The sequence below is a fragment of the Larkinella arboricola genome (assembly GCF_003259745.1).
GTDB lineage: Bacteria > Bacteroidota > Bacteroidia > Cytophagales > Spirosomataceae > Larkinella > Larkinella arboricola.
On the sequence record NZ_QLMC01000002.1, the window covers coordinates 637,160 to 656,937 of the forward strand.

At 54.3% G+C, this 19,778-nt stretch carries 15 protein-coding genes; 3 read left to right on the top strand and 12 right to left on the bottom strand.

Features of this window, described 5'->3' with window-relative positions; genetic code table 11:
• From LX87_RS09710 to rpe, 8 genes are all read right to left on the bottom strand, one after another.
• On the bottom strand, window positions 1–1,701 hold the full coding sequence (locus LX87_RS09710) for a hypothetical protein (RefSeq protein WP_146624461.1): 1,701 nt from the start codon (window positions 1,699–1,701) through the stop codon (window positions 1–3).
• A gap of 70 nt (window positions 1,702–1,771) precedes the next feature.
• Window positions 1,772–2,683: a transketolase family protein gene (locus LX87_RS09715; RefSeq protein WP_111628005.1), complete on the bottom strand. Its 912-nt coding sequence runs from the start codon at window positions 2,681–2,683 to the stop codon at window positions 1,772–1,774.
• Window positions 2,684–2,815: 132 nt separating this feature from the next.
• Window positions 2,816–4,813 carry an NAD-dependent epimerase/dehydratase family protein gene (locus tag LX87_RS09720; RefSeq protein ID WP_111628006.1) on the bottom strand — a complete coding sequence of 666 codons (1,998 nt, stop codon included), beginning with the start codon at window positions 4,811–4,813 and terminating at the stop codon, window positions 2,816–2,818.
• A gap of 38 nt (window positions 4,814–4,851) precedes the next feature.
• A complete protein-coding gene (locus LX87_RS09725; RefSeq protein ID WP_111628007.1) occupies window positions 4,852–5,670 on the bottom strand; it encodes a transketolase in 819 nt (272 codons plus the stop codon).
• Between the two features lies 1 nt (window position 5,671).
• The gene (locus LX87_RS09730) at window positions 5,672–7,405 is read right to left on the bottom strand and encodes a glycosyltransferase family 39 protein (protein WP_310587906.1); all 1,734 of its coding nucleotides are present in this window, start codon (window positions 7,403–7,405) and stop codon (window positions 5,672–5,674) included.
• A gap of 109 nt (window positions 7,406–7,514) precedes the next feature.
• Window positions 7,515–9,545, bottom strand: a complete 2,031-nt coding sequence (locus tag LX87_RS09735) for an OmpA family protein (RefSeq protein ID WP_111628009.1) — start codon at window positions 9,543–9,545, stop codon at window positions 7,515–7,517.
• Between the two features lie 110 nt (window positions 9,546–9,655).
• Window positions 9,656–11,071, bottom strand: a complete 1,416-nt coding sequence (locus LX87_RS09740) for an alpha-amylase family glycosyl hydrolase (RefSeq protein ID WP_111628010.1) — start codon at window positions 11,069–11,071, stop codon at window positions 9,656–9,658.
• A 30-nt stretch (window positions 11,072–11,101) separates the two neighbouring features.
• The gene (gene rpe / locus LX87_RS09745; RefSeq protein ID WP_111628011.1) at window positions 11,102–11,806 is read right to left on the bottom strand and encodes a ribulose-phosphate 3-epimerase; all 705 of its coding nucleotides are present in this window, start codon (window positions 11,804–11,806) and stop codon (window positions 11,102–11,104) included.
• Between the two features lie 169 nt (window positions 11,807–11,975).
• On the opposite strand from rpe, the gene ligA reads away from it, so the two are divergent.
• Both ligA and dapA read left to right on the top strand, forming a co-directional pair.
• Window positions 11,976–14,021, top strand: a complete 2,046-nt coding sequence (gene ligA / locus LX87_RS09750; RefSeq protein WP_111628012.1) for an NAD-dependent DNA ligase LigA — start codon at window positions 11,976–11,978, stop codon at window positions 14,019–14,021.
• Between the two features lie 71 nt (window positions 14,022–14,092).
• Window positions 14,093–14,989 carry a 4-hydroxy-tetrahydrodipicolinate synthase gene (dapA, locus tag LX87_RS09755; RefSeq protein ID WP_111628013.1) on the top strand — a complete coding sequence of 299 codons (897 nt, stop codon included), beginning with the start codon at window positions 14,093–14,095 and terminating at the stop codon, window positions 14,987–14,989.
• 77 nt (window positions 14,990–15,066) lie between these two features.
• On the opposite strand, the gene LX87_RS09760 is transcribed toward dapA, so the two are convergent.
• Window positions 15,067–15,258, bottom strand: coding sequence for a hypothetical protein (locus LX87_RS09760; RefSeq protein ID WP_111628014.1), 192 nt, complete (start codon window positions 15,256–15,258; stop codon window positions 15,067–15,069).
• A 65-nt stretch (window positions 15,259–15,323) separates the two neighbouring features.
• Window positions 15,324–17,525, bottom strand: coding sequence for a carbohydrate binding family 9 domain-containing protein (locus LX87_RS09765; protein WP_211325288.1), 2,202 nt, complete (start codon window positions 17,523–17,525; stop codon window positions 15,324–15,326).
• A 121-nt stretch (window positions 17,526–17,646) separates the two neighbouring features.
• On the opposite strand from LX87_RS09765, the gene LX87_RS09770 reads away from it, so the two are divergent.
• Window positions 17,647–18,762, top strand: a complete 1,116-nt coding sequence (locus LX87_RS09770) for a uroporphyrinogen decarboxylase/cobalamine-independent methonine synthase family protein (protein ID WP_111628016.1) — start codon at window positions 17,647–17,649, stop codon at window positions 18,760–18,762.
• A 56-nt stretch (window positions 18,763–18,818) separates the two neighbouring features.
• On the opposite strand, the gene LX87_RS09775 is transcribed toward LX87_RS09770, so the two are convergent.
• Both LX87_RS09775 and LX87_RS09780 read right to left on the bottom strand, forming a co-directional pair.
• Window positions 18,819–19,007 carry a hypothetical protein gene (locus LX87_RS09775; protein ID WP_111628017.1) on the bottom strand — a complete coding sequence of 63 codons (189 nt, stop codon included), beginning with the start codon at window positions 19,005–19,007 and terminating at the stop codon, window positions 18,819–18,821.
• Between the two features lie 116 nt (window positions 19,008–19,123).
• Window positions 19,124–19,774 carry an HAD hydrolase-like protein gene (locus LX87_RS09780; RefSeq protein WP_111628354.1) on the bottom strand — a complete coding sequence of 217 codons (651 nt, stop codon included), beginning with the start codon at window positions 19,772–19,774 and terminating at the stop codon, window positions 19,124–19,126.
• Between the last annotated feature and the right edge of the window lie 4 nt (window positions 19,775–19,778).

Sequence of the window (19,778 nt, forward strand, 5' to 3'; positions counted from 1 at the left end):
CTACCAATTCTTTTTAAACGGGGTGGCGGTCTGGCCCGATGCCGTTACCTGCCGACCGGTGGAATAAAACTGCCACTCATTACCGGGTTTGATGGCCAGCAGCAGCAGGTCGTAGGTTCCGGCATCCAGTTCATTCTCGGGAATCTGGGCCGTAAAACCGGGGCCAAACGTGTGCCGGGGTTGCAGCCAGCGCCGACGGCTTCCGGACAGGTTCTGGCGGGTGGCAAACAGGTACGTCCGGCGGGGCGACCGCGCCACCAGATACGCCCCTTCGTCGCGAATACCGAGTACCGGAAATGAATCCAGGCGGGCCACGTACTCGTCGTTGGCTTTAAATACCGTATCCAGCCGGGCCGTTGGCAGGCTTTGCGGAATCTGATACAGGCGCGACACGGATGCGTCGTAAAAAGCCGGGGCGTTGTTGATCAGTTTCCGGGTCTGTGCATCAACCGTAGAAACCGGTGTGGGTTGCGTGTAGGACCAGTTAAACTGGCTGGTGGTTAGGTACTTCCGCAGGTAGACGGATTCGTCGAGGTAGGTGGTATACGAGAAAAAAGCAAGCAGAAAACTGAAACCCGACGCCAGACCCGCCCGAATCCGGCGCTGCGAAGGACGGCTTTGGGAAATCCAGTACGTGAATAGCAACGACAGCAGCGTGAGCGAATAGATTTTGTAGCGGCTGGTGGTCAGGGTCGCCAGACCGAAGCCAACGCGGTTTAATGCAACAACCAATCCCGACCCGACCACGAAGGCGGCTGTTCCGAGAAAGAAGATCTGCCAGCCGGAAAGTTTAGGACCAAACAGGTGCTGCTTCAGAAAAAGGATGCTGAGCAGGGCCGTAACCCCAAGTAGCACAGCGCCCAATACCGTACAACTCAGCAGGAAGTTTTGAAACGGGAGGGCCTCGGCTGCTGCTCCGTTAAACAGTAGCCAGCCGTGAAACTTTTGCAGCAGCGTTCCCGAATCGACCGGGTTGCCCGGCGGTTTTTCGTAGTACAGAAAGTAAAGCCGGAAGGAAACGGCCAGAGCCGCCAGCCAGCGCATGACACCCGCGTAATCCTGCCGCAAGAAGAGCAGCATCAGCCCAACGGGCCAGATCAGCAACCCGTTGCCGCTGGTGATGGTGGCAACTACCGCCAGACCAATGGCCGTCCAGCCCACCCGGTTTTTAAACGCCAGGGCGTAAAAGGTGGCCAGGGCCAGCGCCACGACGGTAAAGTTTTGCAGGGACGCCATCGCCCAGAACATATTCTCCCACTGCGAGAGGTTAAACAGCAACAGCGCGACCGGCAAGGCCATCCAAACCGCTGCCCCCGTTTTTTGTAACGCCCTGACGAAAACCGCTAACAGCAAAACCAGGCTCAGATTGCCTACCACCATCAGGTGAATGTAGTTGAGCTTACCGGTCAGGTTGTAATCCAGCCAGGTGATGATTCGGTCGTAAACGATGCGGTGTTCGTTGTGCTGCCGGAAAAATTCGTATACCCACTCGTGAACCGATCCGGCTTTCTCCAGATTAAGCAAAAAAGCTTTTAAGGTATGATCTTCGAATTTTGGAATGTTGATGGCGTAGCGACTAAACACCCAGCCATAGACCAGAATCGGGACAAGCAACACCAGCCCACCCAACACGATCGACCGTCGGGAAGTTACTGTTGATTCACTATCCGTAACCGAAACTGACGCTGTTTTCGAGTCCATATGACTCCGCTTACCTCTAAATTTCTCTGTTTATCTCCGCGAAATAACGCTTCTCCTCAACGAGCCTTTTCTACAAAAAAGCCGTCAGTTTTTCCTGAATGGAAGCCGCATCCAGCCCCGATAGCTGCTGGTGAAAACTCTGATCGCCATACACTCCGCCGGGATACCCCTGGGCCGACAAACTCACGAACTGCCGGAACGACAGCCCGTTTTCCAGCAGTTTAACCGAAAGCTGCTGCGCCAGTCCGCCGATGCTGACGTGTTCTTCCACCACCAGTAGATTCTGCGATTCGGCCCACTGCTTACCCAGGCTCGCGGGCAGGTCGAGTGGCAGGTTTAAAGCCGTGTAAACATCAAATTGATTGCCGAGCACGTCGGAGGTTTGCAGGGCTTTCAGGACGTTGGCTGCGACCGGCCCCAGTGCCACGACGGTTCCTTTCGGATTGGCGCTGCTAACCACTTTCTTGAATGAACCGCTGGTTTCGCTGCCTTCCGGGGTTTTCGGACCGGCCCCCAGCCGCAGGTACGCCGGACGACCTTCCGCTACGATAGCATCGACAAACGGATCGATTTCGTCGGCAAAGGCCGGAATCCAGGTTTTGACGTTCTGCAAACCACTCAGGCAGGCCAGGTCTTCGATAGCGTGGTGGGTGGACCCCATAATGCCGTACCCGTAGCCACCGCCGTTTCCGACCATGAAAACCGGCAGGTTGTGCAGACAAACGTCATTGCGAAACTGCTCCAGACAGCGGTAGACCGCAAACGGTGCGATGCTGTAACAGAACACTTTATATCCTTTGTAGGCCATCCCCGCAGCCACCCCGACCATGTTCTGTTCGGCGACGCCCGCGTTGATGAAGCGTGGCCCCATGATGGTGGCTACGTTTTCGAGGGCGTTGTAGCCCAGATCGCCCGTGATGAAGATGATGCGCTCATCCTGCGCGGCAATGCGTTCAATGGCAGCTGAAAATTCTTTACGCATGAATTCTTCGGTGTGTTTTGTTTTTAAGAGTTGTAACACAGGGTTTATCAGAGGGCATCAGAGTTAATCAAAGACGCTCTGATAAACCCTGATAAACTCTGATGCCCTCTGTGCTATAACTCCAGACAACCCTTATTTCGTTTTTCTCGCTTCCACCAGCGCCCGGATTTCGGATGCGGTTTTATAGAGCTGCTCGCCCTTGCGGACTTTGGTTCGGATGAACTTGGGTCGTTTCTTGGTTTCTTCGAAAATCTTGCTGATGTATTCCCCCAAAAACGAAATGCCCAGCAGGTTAATACCGCCAAACAGCATCACCAGAACGATAACCGTTGACAAACCGGCGGGCGTGTTCGGGAAAATCAGGAATTTGGCCAGGATCTGCCAGACAATGCCCAGCAGCGATAAACCCGTCAGAATAAAGCCCGCGTAGGACATCAGTTCGAGCGGAGCAAAGCTGAAGGAGAAAATGGCCTTCTTGGCCCACCAGATGTTTTTGGTCCAGTTGTTGGTCGAAACGCCGAACATCCGTTCCGGGCGGACGTAATCCACCCCGGTTTGCTTGAAACCAACCCAGGCCCGCAGTCCGCGCAGGAATTGCTCGGTTTCGGGCAGGGCCACCAGTTCGCGCACCACCTTCTGATCGATCATCGAAAAGTCACCCGCATCGACCGGGATGTTGATGTACGACATTTTCTTGAACAACCGGTAGAACGTCCGGTAAAAGAAATGGACGTGGGCCGGCATTTCGCGCTGCACCCGCACGCCGTACGTTACATCGTACCCCTGCTGCCATTTTTCGTAAAACTGCGGAATAATTTCGGGCGGGTCCTGCAAATCGCCGTCCATCAGCACCACGGCATCGCCCGTCGAGATTTCCATCCCGCTCAGAAACGCCGACTGCGACCCGAAATTCCGCGAATGTGTGATTCCGATGACGTTCGGATCTTTCGCGCAAATACCGTCGATCACTTCCTCCTGGTTGTCCGGCGAGTTGTCATTAACAAAAATAATCTCGTACCGGACCTTCATCTCGTTGAACGTTTTGACCAGCCGTTCGTACATGATGGGGATGGCCTGCGCGTCCTTGTAACAGGCAATGATGGCCGTAATGACGGGGTTGAGCGTCGGGTTAGCAAAAGCCGGAAGCACGCGCTCGGCGTACTGATGCTCAACCTGCCAGTCGGCGGTTTTCTGCAACCCTACCGTCAGGGGTGTGCGGGCCTGCCAATCGAGGTCGGCGTTGGCCGCTACGGGGTCGCCATACCAGTCGCTGAGGTCCCACTGGCGGTTGCCCATGCTGCCCCAGACCGGCTCTACCGCCAGATTGAAAGTGGTACGGGTTTCGTCTACCAGTTCGCGCATGGTGGTTTTCCGACCCGTGGCAATGTTGTACGACCGTCCGCTGATGGTTTTATCGACTTTCAGAGCCGCCTGCACGAACGCTTCCACGCAGTCGTCGATGTAGACAAAATCGCGGCTGATGTCGGGCGAAACCAGCGGGGGGAGCGTTCCTTTTTGGGCTTCTTCCACCAGCCGGGGAATGAGCCGGTCGGGTTCTTCCCAGCCGCCGTAGATCGAGTAAAGCCGCAAATTCAGGGTTTTTAGGCCGTGAACGCGGGCGTAAAATTCGAGCAGATAAGCCGCCGAAACTTTCGATACGGCGTAGTGGCTATTGGGCTCGACGCGGTCGGTTTCTTTGGGCGCTGTGCAGTTAAAACCGTATTCCGAACTGCTTCCGGCGTGGATGTACACGGTTTCGGAAGTGCAGTTTTCCAGAATGTTAACCGTGCCGTTGACGTTGGTTTCGTAGGTCAGGTTGACGTTTTTCTGCTTGCTGTAGGCACCGTAAGCCGCCAGGTTGAAAATCGTGCGGGGCTGGTGGCGAGCAAAAACTTCCTGTACCGATTTATGGGAAAGAATATCGCAGTGGATGATGTTTTCGGCCGGAACGTTCAGCAGTTTTAGTCGCCAGGCTTTGGTGGCGTCGTGGGTCAGCGCGTAACAATCTTTCCGAAGCTGGAAAATCTGATTGAATAAATTGGCACCGATAAAGCCGCTGGCTCCGAAAACAAAAATGGGGCCTTTGAGTTGCAGGATGCTATCCCGGTACGGTAGGATCTGGTTAGACATTCGTTATTAAATAGTGTGAATCGGACCTTGGCGGTCGGCTAAGCGGTAAGATACCGGTCGTGGATGTCGGCTTTGGCCTGCTCGTAGAGGTCGGCGTTCATGGGCAGGTAATGCCATTCGAGCCGGTTTTCCATGTACGAAACGCCTTTGCCTTTCACGGTATGCGCAATGATCACTTTGGGTTTGCCGTTGGTTTGCAGCCGCAGGGTGTCAACGGTAGCCGCTAACGCTTCGATGTCATGCCCGTCGGCCTCCACAACCTCGAAGCCAATCGCCTGCCATTTAGCCACGTCGGCGGTGTCGCCAAACACATCGGCGGTGGGCCCGAATCCCTGCAAACCGTTTTTGTCGATCAGCATCACCAGATTGTCCAGCCCCTGCTGAATGGCGTAGTGGGCGGCTTCCCAGGTGGTCCCTTCGTTGGTTTCGCCATCCGAAAGCAGGACATACACCGCTTGTTGGTTGCCCAGTAATTTATTCGCGTGGGCGATGCCCGCAGCAATGGGCAGACCGTGGCCGAGCGAACCGGTGGCAAACGGGATTCCCTTGTGCTGGTTGGGGGCGGGATGGGCGGGCAATGTGGTTCCGTTTTTATAAAACGTTTGCAATTGGTCGTCCGAGATTTCGCCCAGGTGATTAAGACAGACGTACAATGCCCCGGCAGCGTGGCCTTTCGACAGAATAAACGTATCGTCTGGCTGTTTGCGAAGAATCAGCGTTGCAATCATCAGATCCAGGCAACTCAGCGAACAGCCGATGTGCCCGGCATGGGCCATATTGTACAATTCCAGTACCTTCAGCCGGAGTTGGCCACTGAGGGTTGTTAGATCGTTCGTAGTTGTTGCCGGTGAAGTCATTTTAGTAACGGTATTTCGTTCCTTCGAGGTCAAAGATAGTGATTTTCTGACCGGTCTTGCCTTTGACGAGTACAATCTTATCCTGTTCAGTTGTGTCGATACGCTGATAATAGGTGGCATCGCGGGGCAGATAGATGTTTACCAACTGAGCATCCAGGATGTCATAAGGGCGGCCACTTTTGTCAATTTCGGTATATTCCTTGCGTTTCAGCGTCGGGTACAAAACCGTATCGCCGGGGGTGTATAGCTCCTGAATTTTCTTTGCTGAGTACCAGAATGGGTTCTTCGTACGCGGAACGCCATACGAAGTGTATTTCGGAGCCATGTCGTTATAAATCTGCTGCAATAGCAGGGCAACAAAACCGGCCTGAATGAACAGCACCGCAGCCAGTGGCAGGCTGATCCAGAGCCGTTGTGCAAAAAGTTTCTGAATCATGAGCGCCACCAGAATGCAGACATACGGAAACGAGAAGCCCGAATACCGTTGGGTGACGCCGTAGGTGTGCCCGGAGCGGAAAGCCATCAGCAGCAGAAACAACGTAGGAATCAGCGACAGCATGATCAGGAAAAGAAGCAGCGGACGGTCGCCCGGCCGGAAGTCTTCCATCAGCGAAAGACCGAGCAGGTAGAAAAACGGTAGCATGGCGGACAGAACCAGGTGTTGCAATGGATGAATGCTGTAGTACAACATTCCTGCCAAAAGCAGCGTGGGGATGGCAAATTTAACCCACTGGGGCGTCTGACGCTGATTCCGGTATCGATGAATAATGAAAATGCAGAGCAGGCCAATCAGGAAGGCCACTACGGCATTCCGGTAGCCCACAATCATGGTAGCCAGCCCGTTGGTGAAAATAACCAGGTCTGCGAAAACCGGTATGGCCCGCCAGAAAACGTTCGGAACCGTAGCGGGTAAGATCAGGCCAAAACCGTTGTTGACGGGGTTCGTTTCGGCCAGCATGCGGTAAAATTCAGCCTGATATTTTAACGTTCCGAAGGTGGATTGTCCACCGCCAAACAACATCCATAAGGAAACGAAACCAAGGGCTACGGCAAAAGAAACGCCCAGTTTGTACCAGACGGGCCATTTTCTGACAAAAAACAGCACGTACAAGCCGTGGCTTAAAAAGACCGTAACGGTCAGGTAATGGGAAAGAATCGAAAGGGATACGAGCGCACAATACCCGATGTAAAGCCCAACGGACGCTTTACGGGCCTTTTCTTTTTCGATAATGATCAGAAAGACGTGCGTTGCCAGCAGTGTCAGGAAAAACGACATCGTATAATTGCGGGCAATATGGCTGTGAGCGATGAAAAGAGGCTCGATGGTGGCAATAAAAGCACTGATCAGAGCCAGCCGGTCGGTGGTTTCGGGTGTAAGCCGGAGGTGGCGTTTGACAAAAAAATAAACCAGCAAAACCGTTAGCGTACCGAACAAAATGGACGGAAAGCGGAGAGATAAATCGCTCAGGCCAAAGGCTTTAATCCAGGTCCAGAGCATGGCGTAATAGGCCGGGCTGTGGCCAATATCACTCCGGGAAACCGCTTCGTTGAAATCGGCCAGCGTCTTGGGTCGCCAGAATTCTTTGGGCGTGAAATAAGGAGAATCCGGCTTGTCGAATACGTCGTGCTGATTGGCACCCTCCATCGGAATGCCCTGGCTAATGAGGATTGTTGCTTTTTCGTCGAAAAAAAGACCGTAGGCGTCGGCACGGTAGAGACGAAGAACAAACGCCAACAGGACTATTCCAGATAGGATGAGGACAGACGTTCGACGGTGCTGAGACATTAATAAATGAGTGTGAATAGCTTTTTGCGGGCAAAAATAAGGCCATTTTGCCGGACTTTCACATTTTGAGGATCGTAAATTCAACCCGGCGGTTGAGTCGGCGCTTTTCTTCGGTTTCGTTGCTGGCAATGGGTTTGCTGGGCCCCCAGGCTTTGGTCTGAATCCGATTGTCCGCAATGCCCTGACCGATCAGGTACTCTTTCACCACCCGCACCCGATCCTGCGATAGTTTCATGTTGAGGTCCCATTGGCCCTGATTATCAGTATGTCCGTCTACCTGAATTTCCATCGTCGGGAAGTCTTTCAGCATCTGGGCCACCCGGTCCAGTTCGGCGCTGGAACCGCTCAGCAGCACGGCTTTGCTCTGCTCGAACAGCACCTCATGCAGCACCACCCGCTGGCCGGTTTTGATGGGTGTCAGCACGAGATTTTTCCGAATGTCCCGAAACCGTTTGTCCTTGCTCAGGTCGAGCGGTTCGGTGGTCGGGAAATAACCGTCGCGGCTGGCCGTCAGGTTGTAGCTGCTCTGCGTAGGCAGCAGGAGTTTGAAATCGCCCGTTTCGGGGTTGTACTTTATCCGGCTTTGTTCCTTGTTATCGGGCATTACCGTCGATCGCACTTCGGCGGCAATTGGTTTGCGGGTTAGTCCGTCGATCACCTGCCCGGACACGATGGCAACGGGGTCGGGTTTGATGGCCGGATAAAGTTTCAGCCGGAAAATATCTTCCCCGCCCATCGAGTTTTGAATGGAACTGAGGTACGCATAATCGCCGGTGGCCGGAATCGTGAAATAGCCATCCCACTCGGGGGTGTTGATGTTTGGTCCCAGGTTTTCGGGTTCCGACCAGTTCGTCCAGGTGTCGTCCAGCCGCCGACTCACAAAAATGTCACCGTTGCCGTATTCGGGCCGCCCGGCGGAGGTAAAATACAGCGTTCTGGAATCCGATGCGACAAACGGAGCGCCTTCGTAATCCGCCGTATTCAGCACCGGTCCCATGCTCACCGGCTCGCTCCAGGTTTGGTCGGGTTGCCGGAACGAAACGTACAGGTCTTTGTTTCCCAGCGAGTTCCGGCGCTGAACCGAGAGCACAATCGTCTTGCCGTCGGGAACGATGGCGTATTCGGTATAGGCGTTTTTGTGCAGATTGTGGTTGTTCGCAATGACCACTTCGGTCGGGAATGACCAGCCGTTTTTACCCAGCGTGGATTGGGATAAACCGTAGGTTACCGTACCGTCGGGTTTGTAAACATTGATCAGATAAAGCGTCCGGCCATCCGGCGACATGCCGCTGACGGCGTTATCGGCGGTGGTGTTAATAGGCGGGCCAATGTTGACGGCTTTTCCCCACTCGCCGTTGGGCTGAAGGGTCGAATACCAGACGTCTTGACTCCGCGGGTCGCCGGTATTGCTTTCGTGCTGACCGCGCGTGAAATACAGGGTTTTACCATCCGGCGCGATCACCGGCGCTACTTCCTGTCCCCGCGAGTTTATCTGCGGCCCCAGGCTTTCCTTCACCAGTTCTTTGGGTGCGTCTTTTGAAACATTGATGGTGACGTTGATGGGTTCAGAACTGTCCGAAATCCCGATAGCGTCGATCTGGTTGGGGCCTTTGACAAGGCTGGGCCGCATGACGACTTTAACGGTATTGGCTACCAGGGATTGTTCCGTAAGCGCAATTCGCAGCAGCGGTCCCTGCCCGGTTTCCGAACCCGCGCCGGTATGTTTGTAGACCAGATTTTCGGCTCCCGAACCGTCGATGACCACCACCTGCGTAATGGCACCCGGATTTCCGCTCTGAAAAATGGCGATCTGCCGGATGGGAATGGTTTCGTTGAACCGGACCGTAATCCATTCGTCGTTCGGACCGTCGGGGTAGAGGGGAGCCCAGGCGCAGGGGTTGTCGCCGACCTGGGGCAGGCGGTTGGGTTTGCCCAGAATCTGGCTGGACCGGTACTGCTGGGTATACGCTTCACCGCGTCCGTCGGAGGAGTAGCCTACCACCGAGCTGGCCCACAGGACGGTTTGCCCCGCAGCCTTCGGTGAAAAGAAAAGAACCCATCCCAACACGATTAAAACACCCCGAATCATGCCAACAAGTTTGCTAATGATGAATTATAAATGATGAACGATGAAGGGGACCGTTCATTTTATACGTAATTTATCATTCATACCGCATCATTCCCAACTCATCATTCCAATTAATTCGTATAGACTCTGTATTCCCAGGGTTTGAGGGCAAACGTCATGGAATTTCGTAGTTCGGCGGATTCGCGGCTGAAAACTTCGGTGAAGACGCCCTCAAAGCCGTCGCCGTTGAGCCGGATGGTCTGGGGCGTCGGGCTGAGATTGACGATGACCACCACCAGATCGTTGTCCTGTTTCCGGTAGAAGGCATAAACTTTATCGTCTTTTTCGGTCGGAATTTTCACGAGTTCGCCCCCCGCCTGACCGTTCCAGAGGGCGCGGTTGCGGTGTTTGAGCGTCAGCAGGGTTTTGTAAAAGTCTGCTTTGGCATAGTTACCCCAGTAAATCGGGTCTTTTTCGTAAAATTTAAGACGTTTGCTCAGGTTGGATTCCATCCCGTTATACAGCAGCGGCATCCCGTTGAAGGTAAAGGCCAGCACCGTAAAAGCGTCGATGCCGTTTCCGAACAACTCCGATCCGGTACCGGTCCAGGCGTTTTCGTCGTGGTTCTGCGTAAACTGCATCTGGTAATACCAGGGTGGAAACCGTTGCTTGTTGTGGGCCAGCAGTGAGTCGAGGGCAGTGGCCGGACGCTTGCCTTTGGCAATCTGCTGCATGAGGTGGAAGGTACTCCAGCCGTAATTCATGTTGAAGCAGTCCTTAAAATGCTCGGGCTTGTCTTCCCATTCGGCCAGCATGAAAACCGGTTTGATGCTATCGAGTTTGGGGCGCAGTTCGGCCCAGAAATCATCGGGCACAAAACCCGCCACCTCACACCGGTATCCGTCCACGTCGCATTCGCGCACCCAGAACTGCATGGCGTCGATCATGGCGGCCCGCAGCTGGGGGTTCTCGTAGTTCAGGTCTACCACGTCGGGGCGGTCGGTCACCTGGCCCTGGTTGTCGATGGGCGCGGTAAATTTGCCGTTAATCTGGGTGTACCAGTCCGGATGCAGTTTCACCCAGGAGTGGCTGCGGCCGGTATGGTTGGGTACCCAGTCGAGAATCACGTGCATACCCAGGTCGTGCGCCTGCTTGACAAACGCCTTAAAATCGGCCATCGTGCCGTATTCCGGATTAACGGCCTTGTAATCTTCCACCGCGTAGGGATTGCCCAATGTACCCTGCACATTTTCCTTGCTGATGGGGTGAATCGGCATCAGCCAGAGAATATCGACGCCCATTTCCCGCAGGCGGGTCAGTTGCTGTTCAACGGCTTTGAAGGTGCCTTCTTCGGAAAACTGCCGCACGTTGACCTCGTAAATGGTGGCGTTTCGGGTCCATTCGGGGCTTGGAATCCGGGGACGCGCCCCCGTGGAATCGTTGGTTTGGGTCAGTTCGTTCCCGTTGGTGGGGTTTTGTTTACAGGAGAGAACGGAAACACACAGCAGCGTTCCTGCCAGTAAACTATAAACTATTTTCTTTTGCATGCCAAGATGTTAAGCTCAGATGAAATTAGTTTAGGCTAGCCGGGCCTCCTGCCGGGCCGTGGGCGTAAAATGCTTTAACGCACGAATGGCCTCCGTGGGGTCGCTGGCCCGGAAAACCGAGCTACCGGCAACCAGCGCATCCGCACCGGCTTCTACCAAAGCCGCCACATTTTCAGTGCCCACGCCACCGTCAACTTCGATGATGGGCGAGTGGCTGGCTCCGGCCAGCAGTTTGCGCAGCTTCCGGATTTTCTGCAACGTTTGGGGAATAAAGGATTGTCCGCCAAAACCCGGATTGACCGACATAATTAAAACCAGATCAAGGTTGTCCAGCACGTCGGCCAGCAATTCGACCGGAGAATGCGGATTGAGGGCCACGCCCGCCTTACAGCCCGTTTCCCGAATCTGCGTCAGCGTACGGTGCAGGTGCGTACAGGCTTCCAGGTGAACCGTAATGGTGCCCGGTCGGTCGGGATGAGCCGCGCCCGCTTTGGCAAACGCATCGATATACCGTTCCGGCTGAACAATCATCAGGTGAACGTCCAGCGGCTTGGTAGCGTGGCGGTTAATGGCTTCGCAGACCGGAATGCCAAAGGAAATATTCGGAACGAACAGGCCGTCCATGACGTCTACGTGAATCCAGTCGGCTTCCGAGTGGTTGAGCAATTCCACATCGCGTTGCAGGTTCGCAAAATCAGCGGCCAGTATGGATGGCGCAATCAGGGGTGGCGTCATGAAACGTACGTATCAGTTAAATTATAGGTCCGAATAGGCAAAGGTGACACCAAAATTAGTCTTTTTTGTTGGAACAATTCGGTACTCATGTCAGACTTAGTAAAGGATTTGTCTGGATTGTACTCTAATTTAGCCCGACAAACCCGGCATCGGACCAGCTTAAAAATACATGAATCCACAGGAAAGAATCGTCGAACTGACGGATCGGCTCAACTATTATAACTACCAATATTACCAGAACAGTATTTCGGAGGTCGATGATTTTACCTTCGATAAACTGCTGGAGGAACTCACGGCTTTAGAAAAGCAACACCCGGAATTCAGCCGGCCCGATTCCCCGACGCACCGCGTGGGCGGCACCGTCAGCAAGGAATTTGCCACGGTGTATCACCGCTTCCCGATGATGTCGCTGGGCAATACGTACTCCGAATCGGACCTGACGGAGTTTGACAACCGGGTGCGCAGAGGGCTCAACAATGCGCCGTATGAATACATCTGTGAGTTAAAATTTGACGGTGTTGCCCTGAGCATGACATACGAAAACGGGGTGCTGGTGCAGGGCGCAACCCGGGGCGATGGCGTTCGGGGCGATGACATTACGTTTAACGTCCGAACCATCCGAACGCTGCCCCTGAAAGTAACCGATCCGGGCGTACCGGCCTTGTTTGAGGTGCGCGGAGAAGGATTTTTGCCGCTGGCCGAGTTTGAGCGAATCAACAAAGAGCGCGAGGACATTGGCGAACCGTTGCTGGCCAATCCGCGCAACGCGGCCTCCGGCACCTTCAAGCAGCAGGATTCGGCTGCGGTGGCCAAACGGCGGCTGGATTGCTATCTCTACTCATTTCTGTCGGAGCCGGAAGTGTTTCAGACGCACGAAGAAAGCCTGATGGCCATGAAAAACTGGGGCTTCAATGTGTCGCAGACCTGGCGCAAATGTGCCAGCATTCAGGAGGTGTTTGCCTTCATCAACGAGTGGGAAACCCGGCGGTATGAACTGCCGCTGGCAACCGACGGTATTGTGATCAAAATCAACCGCTACGATCAGCAGCGTGAGCTGGGGTATACGGCAAAAAGCCCGCGCTGGGCCATTGCCTTTAAATACAAGGCGTTAGCGGCCAGCACGACGCTCAACAGCGTTTCATACCAGGTGGGTCGTACCGGAGCCGTTACACCGGTTGCCAACCTGAAACCGGTGCTGCTGGCGGGAACGGTGGTCAAGCGGGCGTCGCTGCACAATGCCAACGAGATTCAGCGGCTGGGCGTGATGCTGCACGACACGGTTTTTGTGGAAAAGGGCGGGGAGATTATTCCCAAAATAACCGGGGTTGACCTGACCCAGCGAACCGATGCCGTCGAACCCATTGTGTACCCCACGGTTTGCCCGGCCTGCCAGACCCCGTTGGTTCGGAAAGAGGGTGAAGCGCATTTTTACTGCCCGAACGAAAAAGGCTGCCCACCGCAGCAACAGGCCCGTTTCGAGCATTTCATCCAGCGCCGGGCCATGAACATTGAGAGCCTGGGCGAAGGCAAAATTGAGCTGCTGATCGACCGGGGGCTGGTACGCAGCCCGGCGGATTTGTACGAACTGACCTACGAAAAGTTACTCGGGCTGGAGAAAACATATACCGATTCTGAAACCGGCAAAACGCGGGTGGTCAGTTTGCGGCAAAAGTCTGTTGACAACATCCTGACGGCCATTGAGCGGTCGAAAGCGCAGCCGTTTGCCAATGTGCTGTTCGCGCTCGGCATCCGCTACGTCGGCAACACTACGGCCGAGAAGCTGGCCGATTATTTCGGCAACATGGACGCGCTGCGGACGGCCTCGTACGAAGCCTTGCTGGGGGTGCCCGAAGTGGGCGACCGGATTGCCCAGAGCGTCGTAGCCTGGTTTGCCGATTCCGAAAATCAGGTATTTGTCGAGCGGCTGCGGCTGGCGGGTTTGCAGATGGAAACTGACCGCGTAGCGGTGGAGAAGAAAGGGGAGTCGTTATTGGGGAAGACGTTCCTGTATACGGGCACGTTCGCCAATTTTTCGCGCGAAGAACTTGAAAGCGAGATCGAGGCCCACGGCGGCAAACTGCTGAGTGGCGTTTCCAAAAAGCTAAATTACCTGATCGTGGGCGAAAACGCTGGTCCGTCGAAAGTCGAAAAAGCGCAGAAGATGGGTGTCACCATGATCGGCGAAGATGAGTTTCTGGCGATGGTAGGTATTTAGTAATGACGGAAAAACCGTACCTTTGCCTAATTTCCGTTTTACTTATTCCTTCTAATCCAGAAAACAAGTAGATGAATACTCGTTTCCACGGCGTTGGGGTCGCCATTGTAACCCCGTTTAACGACGACATGACCGTTGATTTCGACGGTTTTGGTCGGGTCGTTCAGCACATTACCGACGGCGGTGTCGATTATGTTGTGCTGCAAGGTACCACCGGCGAATCGCCCACGGTGACAAAAACGGAAAAGAAACAGCTACTTCAGTATTTAAAGGAAAATAACCCGAAGAAATTACCGATCGTCTACGGCATGGGTGGCAATGTAACGCCCGATGTGGTTGCGTCCATTAAGGATACCGATTTCGAGGGCGTTGATGCCATTCTGTCGGTTTGCCCCTACTACAATAAACCCGGAAAACGCGGGGTGATCGAACACTTTACGCGCATTGCCGACGCCAGCCCGGTGCCGGTGATTCTGTATAACATTCCGCCCCGGACGGGCATCAATATGTCGGCGGAAACAATTTGTACGCTGGCCCAGCACCCGAACATCATCGGCGTCAAAGAAGCATCCTGCATCATTGAGCAGTGCATGGAAATTGTCCGTGATAAACCGGAGGATTTTCTCTTGATTTCGGGCGACGATGTGCAGGGCGTTCCCATCATCAGCATCGGCGGGGTCGGTGTCATGTCGGTCATTGCCAATGCTTTCCCGGCGAAGTTTTCGGGCATGATTCACGCGGCCCTGCGCGGAGATTTTGCCTTTGCACAAAAAGAACTGGGCCATTTCCTGCGCATTGACCCGTTGCTGTATGAAGAAGGCAACCCGGTGGGCATCAAGAAAATCCTGGAAATCCTGGGTCTTATTTCGTCCAACGTGCGTCTGCCGCTCTATCCGGCGGCCGATGATCTGGGCGACCGGATGCGGGCCGTTATCCAGCAGGACAAACTGGTCGAACTGGTTGCCTGATCGCTGAATAGATAGTCATAAAAAAGCCGTCACCTTTGCAAAGGTGACGGCTTTTTTATGACCGTATGGGTTGAAATTCAATCGCTTCTTCGGCCACCAAATAATCGGGAAAAGCCCCAGATGACGAGTACAATAACGGCAATGACCAGAATCGCTCCGGTCCAGGCACCGGCTTTGAAAATACCACCGACTATTTCGCAACTGGTCATCCCAACCAGCAGAAAGAGCGACATGGCCAGCGTGTATAGAAAATGAGTGAAATTACGCATGACGTGATGGGTTAAAGTTTTTAAATCAAACTACCAACGTCGTCGCTTTGTTTATTTCAGACCGTTTATACATTCCACCAGTACGTCAGTTTCAGCACCAACGCCCGGTTTTTGACGCTCAGCGAGCCGGGTAAGTAGTTGTCCGTGTAAACAATGAACAAATCGGAAACCGGGGCATAGCGCCACTGAAGACGGGTGTTGAGGTTCACGTTCTTGGCCTGTTCATTATATTGGACAAACGTGGTGAAGAACAGGCTGTTGGTCATAGTCAGGTCAATACGTGGACCCACGAGCCAGAATTTGGCCGTACTCAGCGGTTCGGGCAGCCGGATTTCGTTGTAGTTGGCACTCATCGCCAGACTCACATACGGCTGAAACCGATACCCCAGAGAAGTAGCGAGGTTCAGGCGGGTGCCATCGGCATAATAACCGCCGTACCGCGCTGAAAACGAGTAGGTAAACAAACTTTGCGGCTTCGAAATATAATCGGCGCCGATGGTTTTCCAGCGGTGTTCGGTGCCGCGCGCCAGCGTATCACGCCCGGTGTTGGTCGGGTCAAACGGGGCTAGCAGACGGATGTACGATTGGCTGGCCCAAACGGAAAAGACGCTTTTGGACCGGAATGTGGTGGTATACAGCGCCATGGTTTCGCTATCGGTTTTCCGGAACGATTCATCATAAATGTGAACCGACGAAAGTTGCGGGCCGTGGCTTAACACCGAGCCGCCTTTGGGAAGTATCAGGTAACTGGCCGTCGGGTTGAATTTGACATACCCCCGGCGCGGTACGTAACCCACCTCCGCCGAATAGTTCTGGCCGACGTATTCGTGTTGCCAGCCAATAATCCATTTCCGGGTGGTATACAGCAGGTTGGCCGCGTGAACCAGGCTGCGGTTGGAGTTTTGCGGATCGAACGACTTCAGCAGGAGGACTTTCCCGGTCCAGACGTTGTTGGAAGAGGCCAGGTTGTATTCCAGACCAAAATTCCGGTTGTATTTCGAATACGTCGGTTTGCCCAACTCCGGCTCGTAATTGAGCGATTCTTTGTTGATGAGTATCACCCCGATGTTGGAGCGGGAGAACACCCGGCGCTGGAGCGCCATAACGGCAAAGTTCTGGGCGGGCAAACCGGTTTCGTCTACCTTGCCGGTCTGCATATCCATCAGGCCAATCCGCCAGTCTTTGTTGAGCTTGCCGCTGAGCCGCGCCCCAAACCGGATGGGAACGCCCAGACCGATGCGCCGGGAGAAAAAGGGCCGAATGTTGGCGTAGCCGAAATTGGAAATCTGGTCGCCGTTTTCCAGAAAAAACTGCCGCCGTTCCGGGAAAAACAACTCAAACCGGTCGAGGTTGGTCACCTGCTGGTCAACATCCACCTGCGAGAAATCCGGGTTGACGGTTAAATCCAGGTTGAGCGATGAGGTAACGGCCACTTTGGCATCCACCCCGGCATCGCCCCGGAACGCAGTCGGTTTTTCGGATTGATAGTCGCGGCTTAATCCACCCAATACGTATGGAATCACGGAAATATTCGGGCCGACCTGCGGAGGGGCCTGATCCCAGATGATGGAGCCGGTATACGCCAGCGAAGCCGTGGGAAATTGCCGGGGAACCGGAGCCCAGCTTGATTTTTCGGTGGTTAGCAGGTCGTTCCGGCTGAAGTTAATGCCCCAGCGCGTAATGCCTTTTTTGTACCGAATGGATTTGAAAGGAATGGCGGCTTCGAACACGTACCGGTCTTCATATTGCTTCACCACCGAATACCATTTGTTGTCCCAGCTCAGATTGGCCCGGCCACCATCGTACAGCAACCCGTCCCACTGCGCCCCAACGGCGTTGGCACCAAACGTAAAACCGTTGGTCTGGTCGTCGAAGGGGTCCAGGAAAAAGATGAAGTTATCGTTTTTCTGAAACTCCCAATCCCGCCGGAGCGACTGCACAAACGGCCGGTTGGCCCACGAACTGTCCGGTCGGCGGGGGTAGTAACAGACGGCGATGATGTAAAAATTTTGCTGGTCGTAGGTCATTTTTACGTCCGTCCGGAGCTTGGCAAAGCTGGTGTCCATCGGCAGCGCCATGAAAAAATCGGTTGCCGTTTCAGCCTCCAGCCAGGCTTGTTCGTCCATCACCCCGTCGATTTTAATGTGGGGCGTCCGGTCGGTTGGCTGCGTCTGGCGGATGTGGTATTGGTACGCTTCGTTTTTCTTTTGGGCGAAAAGGGCAGTACAAATGAAGAGGCAAGGGAATAGAATTCGGAAAAGTTTCACAAACAGGCGAAATTATAATGGGCTTTATGACTCGATAGGCAAAGATAAGGCAAGTCTTGACGGGAATACTAAAATAGTATTTGTAATTTAATGACTTCCTTCACCCAATCTCAAACTACCTTTGAATCAGACCGCTACTTCCGCACAGCCGGGGCCGGTTTCTGCCCAAAAACCGTCTGTCCGCTCGGCCCTGCTCGTTGGCAGCCTGCCGTTTTCCAACGAAGAAGAATGCATGACCCGCGCCCTCGATGCGCTGGCCCCGGTGTTGTTTTGCCTGCCCGACGGGGAGATCGGCGAAAAATCCCCGGCTTTCCCGAAAGGCAACCGGATTGCCTGGGTGGTGTACGCCATCGAGAAAATGACCGAAGACCAAACCAATTGGGAAGTCGTGAAGCCGCCCGTTCGGGGGGAAGACGGCATGGCCACCAGCTACGATCACATTCAGAAGCTCAGACCGTTGCGGTCGCCCGCCGAAATGCCGCAGCACGTCCGGCTGGGTTACGATGATTTTTTCCGGAGCAGCTACCCGATTTTTAAACGGCTGCGGGAGCAGTACAACCGCCCCGATCTGAAATTTCAGTTGGGTGTGCCCACCGGTTTTGCGATGGGATTCGCGTTTGCCAGTCAGCTTCAGTGGCTGCGTTATACGTACGCGTTCAATACCGTCATTGCCCGCGAAGTCAATGCCGCGCTGGACGAAGCCGGAAACGACGTGATTGTTCAGCTCGAAGTGCCCCCGGAATTATACGCGGCTTATATGCTGCCCACACCGTTGCTTGGTTTGGCCCTGAAACCGATTAAAGATTTGCTGTCGAAAATTAAACCCGGTGCGCAGATTGGGATGCATTTGTGTCTGGGCGATTTTCACAACCACGCCCTGATTCATCCCAAAACGCTCGGCAAGATGGTGGCGTTTTCCAATAAACTGGTCGACGAATGGCCGTCGCAGCACACACTGGCGTATGTTCATTACCCGCTGGCCGAGGGGTTGGTGCCCCCGCCCCTCAACGATGGCTATTATGCGCCGTTGAAAAACCTGCGATTGCCGTCGGCCACGCGGTTGGTGGCCGGTTTTGTCCACGAAGGGCGGACGCTGGAAGAGAATAAACAGATTCGGGATTCCATCGAAACGGAGCGGGGGCAGGCGGTGAATGTCGCAACCTCCTGCGGGCTGGGCCGACGAACCCCCGAAACAGCCGAAAAACTGCTCAAGCTGATGGCGGAGTTGACGGTATAAAAATAAACAGGCCGGAAACGAACATTTCCGGCCTGTCTCAAAAAGTTAGGTTTCTATTAACTACTGTGTCCGCCTTTGGTGCCTCCGGTCGAGCCGCCACCGCTGTGACTACCCTTGCTGCTGTTGGTTTTAGACGTACCTCTTCGTCCGCCGGTCGAACCGTGCTGGGGGCCGTTGTTTTGTGCGGCACCTTTCTCTCCACCGCCCAGCATCTCCTCATACTCTTTCAAATCCTTGTCAGCCATAACAGTCAAATTATTACGGTAACCGTTGTTGATTACTGATGGAGTAACCGGGCGGAGGGCGGGAGGGTTTGAAAATCGCCCGAAAAGTGTAGCTGGTTTCCGGCCGGACCAGTGATTCACGCCTGGAAAGGCTGACTTCCGGGCAGAACCGTATGAAGAATATCGGCGACGGTATGGAAAACCGTGATGCCCGAATAAGCGGTCAGGGCGTCGGTTCGGGTATAGCCCCAGGTGACGGCCCCAAACGGCAGGGCTTCGGACTGGGCGGCTTCGATGTCCCGAACTTCGTCGCCGATGCAGAGGATTTCGCCGGGTCGGAAACCGCTTTTTTTTATCACTTTCCGGAATTTCGACTGCTTGCCGAAAACGGACGTACCGCAACTGTAGTAGTTAATCAGGGGGGCGTTGTCAGCGCCCAGCACCCGCCGGATGTTGCTCTCCGAATTGGAACTGACAATGGCCAGCTGAACCCCGTGCGCCGACAACTGCTGTAGCAACTCCGAAATACCGTCGAAGAGGCTGATCTGGTCAATGTCGCGGCTCATCATTTTGATGAATGTACTGGCCACAATCGGCATTTTCCAGGCGGGCAAACCCGACAGCTTCATCATCTGACGCACGTGCATTCCCCGCAGCTCATCAACCTGATCCGGCTCCACTTTCTTAAACTGGTACATCTCCGCCAGAACGTTGAGCGTTTTGAGAAAGTAAGGAAACGAATCGGCGAGCGTTCCGTCAAAATCGAAAATGACCAGTTTGTAGTTCATCGGT